The organism is Blautia sp. CAG:257, assembly GCF_000433815.1.
GTDB lineage: Bacteria > Bacillota > Clostridia > Lachnospirales > Lachnospiraceae > Blautia_A > Blautia_A caecimuris.
This window is the reverse complement of sequence record NZ_HF999055.1, coordinates 13,615-21,780: the sequence shown is the minus strand read 5'-3', so window position 1 is coordinate 21,780 and position 8,166 is coordinate 13,615. Positions and strand designations below refer to the sequence as shown.

General features: G+C 45.2%; 7 protein-coding genes and 1 pseudogene. 2 read left to right on the top strand and 6 right to left on the bottom strand.

Annotated elements, in window-relative coordinates; all coding sequences use genetic code 11:
• From QVP40_RS07240 to QVP40_RS07215, 6 genes and pseudogenes are all read right to left on the bottom strand, one after another.
• Positions 1-416, bottom strand: a pseudogene (locus tag QVP40_RS07240) (glucose-6-phosphate isomerase); the annotation flags it as partial.
• A 197-nt stretch (positions 417-613) separates the two neighbouring features.
• On the bottom strand, positions 614-1,234 hold the full coding sequence (locus QVP40_RS07235; RefSeq protein ID WP_022067803.1) for a hypothetical protein: 621 nt from the start codon (positions 1,232-1,234) through the stop codon (positions 614-616).
• A gap of 132 nt (positions 1,235-1,366) precedes the next feature.
• Positions 1,367-2,737 (bottom strand): UDP-N-acetylmuramoyl-tripeptide--D-alanyl-D-alanine ligase, encoded by a 1,371-nt coding sequence (locus QVP40_RS07230; protein ID WP_022067802.1) that lies wholly within the window; start codon positions 2,735-2,737, stop codon positions 1,367-1,369.
• 45 nt (positions 2,738-2,782) lie between these two features.
• On the bottom strand, positions 2,783-3,817 hold the full coding sequence (locus QVP40_RS07225) for a D-alanine--D-alanine ligase family protein (protein ID WP_022067801.1): 1,035 nt from the start codon (positions 3,815-3,817) through the stop codon (positions 2,783-2,785).
• Positions 3,818-3,930: 113 nt separating this feature from the next.
• Positions 3,931-5,397: a L,D-transpeptidase family protein gene (locus QVP40_RS07220; protein ID WP_022067800.1), complete on the bottom strand. Its 1,467-nt coding sequence runs from the start codon at positions 5,395-5,397 to the stop codon at positions 3,931-3,933.
• Between the two features lie 75 nt (positions 5,398-5,472).
• Positions 5,473-6,756 carry an aminotransferase class I/II-fold pyridoxal phosphate-dependent enzyme gene (locus QVP40_RS07215; RefSeq protein WP_022067799.1) on the bottom strand — a complete coding sequence of 428 codons (1,284 nt, stop codon included), beginning with the start codon at positions 6,754-6,756 and terminating at the stop codon, positions 5,473-5,475.
• Positions 6,757-7,077: 321 nt separating this feature from the next.
• Between QVP40_RS07215 and QVP40_RS07210 the strand changes: the two genes are divergently transcribed.
• Positions 7,078-7,938, top strand: a complete 861-nt coding sequence (locus QVP40_RS07210; protein ID WP_022067798.1) for a class I SAM-dependent methyltransferase — start codon at positions 7,078-7,080, stop codon at positions 7,936-7,938.
• A 37-nt stretch (positions 7,939-7,975) separates the two neighbouring features.
• Positions 7,976-8,166 (top strand): YitT family protein (locus QVP40_RS07205; RefSeq protein ID WP_288200376.1); only part of this gene is annotated, 191 nt, incomplete at its 3' end.

Sequence of the window (8,166 nt, the reverse complement as noted above, 5' to 3'; positions counted from 1 at the left end):
ATGGAAAAATCTCTGTCTCCCACTACGTCAATAAGCCCCTGGATATAGCTGCTGCTGATACTGTTTCCAACATAGTAGATCTCCGGTGTTTTGCGGATTTCTCTGGAAACATTATTATAAAAACCATGTCTCAGAAACTCAATTGCTGCTCTGGCTCCAAGATAGGAACCTCCAATGCCGATTACAAGAAGAACCTCGGAATCTTCCTGAATCTTCTTAGCTGCTGCTTTAATACGGGCAAATTCTTCTTTATCATAATCAACCGGAAGGTCGATCCAGCCAAGGAAATCATTTCCTGCACCGGTCTTTTCTGTCAGGGTTTTTGCCGCTGCCTCTGCCAGTGGCTTCATTACCTCAACTTCATGATCTGCGATAAAACAGCCTGCTTTTGAATAATCAAATGTTACTTTGCTCATGGCTCTCACTCCTTTTACTATTTTCAATCCGTATTCTCTTTACAGAAACGGATCGGTATATCTGAATTTTCTTCAGCATCACTTCCTGATGCTGTCCACGCTAAGTATAGCAAAAACTTGTCTTTTCTACAAGAAGGAGATCCCAACAAAGTATAAAAACAAATGCCTTGGAAACAGCAGATGATTTCTGTACTGTATCAGTTCATAAACTCTCTGATGATCTCCCTCATAATTTCCTCTTCTTCCGGACTCAGCATTTTGCTGAAATGACTTCCCGTAGCCGCCGTCTGCCGGATGCTTGCAGTGATCTTTTCTACCATTTCCTCCTGGAACGCAGGATCCTGCTTCTCGCACACCACTGTTTCTGATGCTCTCCCGGATGCAGCAGCTTCTTCCTTCTTTGCCCGGGCCTGCAGAATATAGTCTGCCAGAGAATTCATAACAAGATCTTCTCTGTAAGTAAAATCAAGGGCCTGTCTTAAAAGAAGCAGTATCACAGGTACTGCTGTTCCGATATAAAGATACTGCATAGAAAGGCCGTCCTTAAGTTCCAGCCTGGTAGCTAAAAAAAGAGCCAGTCCCAGGCACCCCGCTGAAAGAAGCGACGGTCCCCACACAAGAAGATTCATCCTGTTGAGAAGCCTGTCCCTGGTCTTCCAGAGATTCAGCCATTTTTCCTTCAGGTTCATCACTGCTTTTGTTTTTCGCATGGCTCTTCTGTAGGTAAGGTGTACGGCCAGCATTCCCACTGCTCCCAGTGCGCCCAGCGCAGTCATGGTATAGAGCAGAAGATGCAGATCCATAATTCGTTCCAGCATGATTCCCTCCTTGATTTTCATATTCCGGCCAGCCAGATTCTGAAGCATCTCTCCGGCCGGCTTATGCCTTTCATTTTACACCCTGAAAGTCAAAGAGGGAACAAAAATCGTTCGTCAAATTCTCCCTGGTTTCTACAGTTTTTCCAGTGTCTGCACCACATCCTCAAATTTCATAAAATGGGATGCCTTTACCAGAACCGTATCTCCGGGCTGTATGTAATCACCTAAATGCTGCAGAAGCTCCTCACGGGTTCTGATATGGCAGATGTCAAAATCAGGATCTGTTTTCTTTGCCGCCTCTGCCATATGTGCGGAAAGCTCTCCTACGCAGATACATTTGTCAATTCCGCAGGATGCCGCATGAGCTCCTACTTCCTGATGAAGCTGAACCTCATTTTCTCCCAGCTCTCCCATATCTCCCAGAATGGCAACCCTCCTGCCGGCTCCGTCCTTCAGAACGTCCAGAGACGCCTTCATGGACATGGGATTTGCATTATAGCAGTCATCTACAATCAGAAGCTTGTCTGTTTCGATCATGTGGAAACGGCCGCTGATAGGCTCCAGACTTTCAATCCCTCTCCTGATCTCCTCTGCTGTCAGACCATAAATTTTTCCGATCGCCGCTGCTGCAAGAGCATTATATACCATATGGATTCCCGGCATCGGTACAAGTACAGAAAAGCTCTGCTCTCCCATGTGAATCCTGCAGGACATGCCTTTCAGTCCCAGACTTTCAATTTCATCTGCGTACACATCATACTTTTTATTTAATCCGAAAAATACCGGACGGATCCCATGATATTCTTCTACTGTGGCAAGCTTGTCATCATCGCCGTTGAGAATGATATTTCCGTTGGGTTTCAGGGAAGAAAAGATCTCTGTTTTTGCCTTCAGAACTCCGTCTCTGTCACCAAGGTTCTCCAGATGACAGGTTCCGATATTGGTAATAACACAGGTCTCTGGTTTTGCAATTTTTGCCAGCCTGGTCATTTCACCAAAATCACTGATTCCCATTTCCAGAACTGCAATTTCATCTTCATCCCTCAGCCGGAATACGGTAAGAGGAAGACCCAGCTCATTATTAAAATTCCCCTGAGTTTTCAATGTTCTGTACTTTTCTTTCAGAACAGAGGCAATGACTTCTTTTGTACTTGTTTTTCCCACACTTCCGGTAATTCCCACAACAGGAATCTGAAGCTGCTCCAGATAAAATTCTGCAATATCCTTTACTGCCTGAAGCGAAGATTCTATCTGGATATAAGCGTAATCTGCCCTTTCCTGCAGTCTCTCAGAAAGGGTTGCAAGACAGCCCTTTTCCATTACATCCGGAATAAACCTGTGAGCATCCACCCTCTCTCCCACAATGGGAACAAAAAGAGCTCCTGTTTCCGCTTTTCTGCTGTCCGTGGTCACAGACGTCACTTCCCGGTCCAGAAGCTCTTCCGGTCCATGGTAAGTACCGCCGCATACCTTTGTTATATTTCTTAATGTAAGATTTTTCATAATATCTGTTCCTTACCTTCCGGATAAAAGATTTCCCGGAAATTCTTATTTATATTTTTTCTCAGATACCCGGATCAGTTCCTCACATAACGTAGGATAATCCATGCCAAGAACTGCTGCCTCCTGAGGGATCAGACTGGTAGGAGTCATTCCCGGAAGTGTATTTGCTTCCAGACAGTAGATTTTTTCATCATCTGTAACAATAAAATCAAGTCTTGCATAGCTTTCCAGTCCAAGAGCCCGGTATCCCTGAACCGCATAGTCCTGAAGGCGTCTGGTAAGCTCTGAAGAAATGGGAGCCGGACAGTTTTCCTTTACTGCCCCTGGTTTATATTTGTTTTCATAATCATAAAATCCCTGACAGGGTACGATCTGAACAACCGGATAAGCTTTTCCATCCACCACAGCTACTGTATATTCTGTACCCTGAATAAATTCCTCTACTACAACCTCTTCCTCATAGACAAAAGCTGCATCCAGAGCTTTCATATATTCTTCCTGGTCTTTTACAATATAAACGCCGATACTGGAACCGCCGCAGCATGTTTTTACAACAACAGGAAAGGCAAGACCCAGCTCTGCCAGATCTTCTTTTCGTGTGTGCCGCTTCATGGTCACTCCGCCCGGAACAGGTACTCCCTTCATCTGGAACATCCACTTGGTCACACCTTTGTCCATGGCCATAGCACTGCTGAGATATCCGGTTCCTGTGTATTTGATTCCCATAAGGTCAAAAGCGGCCTGTATCCTTCCATCCTCACCGTTTGCTCCGTGAAGTCCGAGGAACACAAAATCTGCTTTCTTACACAATTCCAGTACATTTGGCCCAAAGAAATCCTTGCGCATCTTTTTCAGCTGCTCAATATGCGGATTAAAGCTTTTTATATATGCGCTGGCAGCTTCCACATCATATTCCCGGGGAAAAGGGTCTGCCCAGTCAACTGTTTCCGCTCCGCAGAAAACATCTACAAGAATAGCCTGATGTCCCTTTGCCCTCAGTCCATTACAGATCCCTGTTCCTGATACAATGGAAACATCTCTTTCTGTACTTGTTCCTCCTGCTAAAACAACAATCTTCATAATTATTCTCCCTTACTGCCGGAGGTCTGGTCTGTACAGCTTCTCCGGGTACTTTTAATGTAAAAACTGCTGCAAAAATCCCTGCCGGAATCTCTGCAGCATTTTCATTCTGTTTATTTATAAATCACTACCGGCATACCGGATCTGACATTCTGGTAAACCTCTGACGCCATATCTCCCGGAATCTCAATATAACCACTGTTATCTGTCCATATGCCTCCGTCTGTACTGCTTTCTCCTGAGCCAAAATCACTGACCACAGAAAGACCTTCCTCCCAGAATCCTACATCGCTCTGTGTCAGATTGGGGTTGTCCACGATTCCTGCATTTTCTTTATAGGGAATCCAGAAATTCACAGTTCCTCCGTTGACCTCTGCCGGAGATTTCATTTCTCCAACCATGTAAACGCCAGTTTCCGTTCCGCTTCCTGCGCTGATCCCGGTATCTGCCACAGGAGTACCGTCCTGATATACCACCAGCCTCTGAGCCGGCAGATCGATCTCCACATATGTATAACCGATATCATTGGTGTTGCGGCTCATTCCACTTTGTTTGTATTCCGGCTTACGAACCTGAATTTTTTTACTTATAATCTCCTGATAAAGCGCCTCAGCTTCTTTTTCCTGGTCAATGACCCATCCGTAATTACCGCCGGAAACTGAAATCTGTCGGTTATCATAAGTCTCAAAGGTTCTCTCTGTACCTACAGTATCATATTTGGCTCCAAGAGTCTTTACATAATCTGCGATCTTTTCTTTATCAAGAACAAGATCTTCATTTTCGTCTCTGGAAAGGAAAGTACGGATCACATTCCGGTCCACAGTTTCTTTGCGGTCATCAAAATCATAGGTGATCACAACATCTGTCAGCTCATTCATCTGACTGCAGTCCTTTATGAGCCTTTTATCATCTCCGTAAACCTGGGGATTGATATAGCATCCGTCCTCTTCAAGATCTGCCACCGGATCACCTGTAGTCAGCGCCTTTATTACTGTTTCACGAAGCTTTTCCTGATCTACCAGATTCCCCTCTGTCTCAGGAACAATGGCAAATTCATTTCCTGTATCTTCTATAGACGCATCCACAGGCTGCACATTGTCCTGAAGGCACTTAAGGTTCTGGAATTTCTGCTCAAAAAGCTCCTCCTGATAGAAAACAGAGGACGGAACCTCCAGAGCGCTGTGCTGTCCAAATGATAAAAACCACAGAAAACGATTCTGGTCATTCATCAGTTTTTTTACGCTTCCATCCGGCTTATATACCAGACCGATTTCCTCTGCCGACATGCTCTCCTGACCGTTCCCTCTTGTACGTACTGCCAGAACATAGGCCTGTGTTTTTTTCTCCAGGAGCTTTTCTGTCTCTGCCTGATCCATATAGGAACAGTTAAATCCGTTTACCTGAGTTCCCGGCAGGAAATGTCCGGAAAAATAATAAACTCCATAGCCGTAGACGGCTGCTGTTAATACCAGAAGCACAGCGATCAGACTGACCACCAGTTTTCTGCCTGTGCTCATTTTTATCTTTTCTTCTGTACCGTTTTCCTTCACAGGCTCCTGCTCTTTCATTTTTTCTTCCATGCAGTCTCCCTTCTGCTTCTCAGGACAAGCTGCCTGACATGTGTCTTTTGCTGAAAAACAGTATCGGAATCTCTCTTATTCTCCTAACAGCTTTTCTACACTTGCCAGTTTTACACATACTACAAATACATAAGCTGCTTTTTCAAGCTCCTCCATAGACGGGAAGGTCGGAGCAATACGGATGTTGGAATCCTCAGGATCCTTTCCATATGGATAAGTAGCTCCTGCTCCTGTCATTACAACGCCGGCCTCTTTTGCCTTTGCCACAATATTTTTTGCGCAGCCCTTCATGGAATCAAAGGAAATAAAATATCCGCCCTTTGGAGTTGTCCACTGTCCGATTCCAAGTCCTCCAAGTTCTTTATTCAGAACATCGAGTACCAGTTCAAATTTCGGACGGATGATAGCCGCATGTTTTCTCATATGTTCATGAACGCCTTCCAAATTCTTAAAGAATCTTACATGACGAAGCTGGTTCAGCTTGTCATGGCCGATTGTCTGAATCTGCATATATTTACGGAAGTCCTCAAGGTTTGCCTTGGATGCGGCAACTGCTGCAATGCCTGATCCCGGAAAACTGATCTTGGAGGTTGAAGTAAACTTATATACAATATCCGGGTTTCCGGCTTTTGCACACTCAGTAAGGATCTCAAGAAGGAAATCCTGGTCTTCATCATAAAGATGATGTACGCTGTATGCGTTATCCCAGTAAATACGGAAGTCAGGAGCTGCCGGCTTCAGATTGGCAAATCTCTGAACTGTTCTTGCTGAATAGGTATAGCCCTGAGGATTGGAGTATTTCGGCACACACCAGATACCCTTAATAGCCGGATCCTCGCTGACAAGCTTCTCTACCATATCCATGTCAGGACCTTCCGGGGTCATGGGAACATTGATCATTTCAATGCCAAAAAATTCTGTGATCTTAAAGTGTCTGTCATAGCCCGGCACCGGACAGAGGAATTTTACTTTATCCAGCTTGCACCAGGGAGTGTTTCCCATAACACCGTGAGTCATGGAACGGGCAATGGAATCAAACATGACGTTCAGACTGGAATTTCCATAAATAATAATGTGTTCCGGATCCACTTCTGAAATTTCTCCAAGAAGGCGTTTTGCTTCCGGAATACCGTCGATCACGCCATAGTTACGGCAGTCTACCCCCGTCTCACATTTCAGCTCCGCGCCATCTGCAAGAACCTGCATCATTCCCATGGAAAGATCAAGCTGATCTGTTCCGGGTTTACCACGGGACATATCCAGGGCAAGTCCCTGTGCCTTAATGTCTGCATACTGCTGATCCAGTTCTTTTTTCAGGGCAAGAAGCTGTTCTCTGCTCATTTCACTGTATTTTTCCATGTTTTTCCTCCTCGTTCCGCTCTTTTCGGACTTTTTTCTATTACATTGCTAAACCATACTATCCCGTCTATTTTAGTATGCTAAATTCCCTGTTGTCAAGTCCTGTAAGCATTGTATTTATAAAAACTCGGGAGTTTGTTCCGGGATCTTGGCATATATGTAAAAACACCTGATGGGATAATGCCGTATGACCAGCAGCAATATAACCTGTCAAAAGTAAACTCCGTTCTTTTTCACTTGCAGATTTACGGCAATTCCCCTATACTGGGGATAGCATCAGTGTATGCTGATTTTATTAAAACTAATGAGAGGTTATCATTTATGTGGATTGCAGATCAATGGAAAGAATATGAAGTAATTGACACCTCCGGCGGAGAAAAACTGGAACGCTGGGGAAAATATATCCTGGTCCGTCCGGACCCGCAGGTTATCTGGGATACCCCAAAGGTAAGCCGGGGCTGGAAAAATATGAACGCCCATTATCACAGAAGCAAAAAAGGCGGCGGGGAGTGGGAGTTTTTTGATCTTCCCCAACAATGGGATCTTCATTATAAGCATCTCACCTTCCACCTGAAACCCTTCAGCTTCAAACACACCGGACTTTTTCCGGAACAGGCGGTAAACTGGGACTGGTTTGGGGAAAAAATCCGCAATGCCGGAAGACCGGTAAAAGTACTGAATCTTTTTGCCTACACAGGAGGCGCGACTCTGGCCGCTGCCGCTGCCGGCGCAAGCGTTACCCATGTAGACGCTTCCAAGGGCATGGTTACCTGGGCAAAAGAAAACGCTGCCGCCTCCGGACTTGCAGACGCTCCTATCCGCTGGCTTGTTGACGACTGCGTAAAATTCGTAGAACGGGAAATCCGCAGAGGCAATCATTACGATGCCATTATTATGGATCCTCCTTCCTACGGAAGAGGTCCAAAAGGAGAAATCTGGAAGATAGAAGATGCTATTCATCCTCTTATCAGGCTGTGTAAAAAGATTCTCAGTCCTGACCCGCTGTTTTTCCTGATCAACTCCTACACAACAGGTCTTGCTCCGGCTGTTCTTACCTATATGCTGGCAACAGAACTGAAAGAATTTAACGGAACCGTAGATTCCCAGGAAATCGGACTTCCGGTCACCTCCAGCGGTCTGGTTCTTCCCTGCGGCGCTTCCGGCCGGTGGGAATCTGTGTAAAACTGATTTCAGATAAAATTATTGGAGGAAATTACAAATGAGTAATTTTTCGTCAGCCTTTAAAAACATGGACGCAAAAATAGAACTGAAACGATATAGTTGTGCAGTGATCGCTGCCGTGCTCTTTGCCGTGAACATAAAAACCTTTGTAAAAGCCGGAGGACTGTATCCGGGCGGCTTTAACGGTCTCACGCTTCTGATCCAGGGCATTTTTCAGGAATTTGCGGG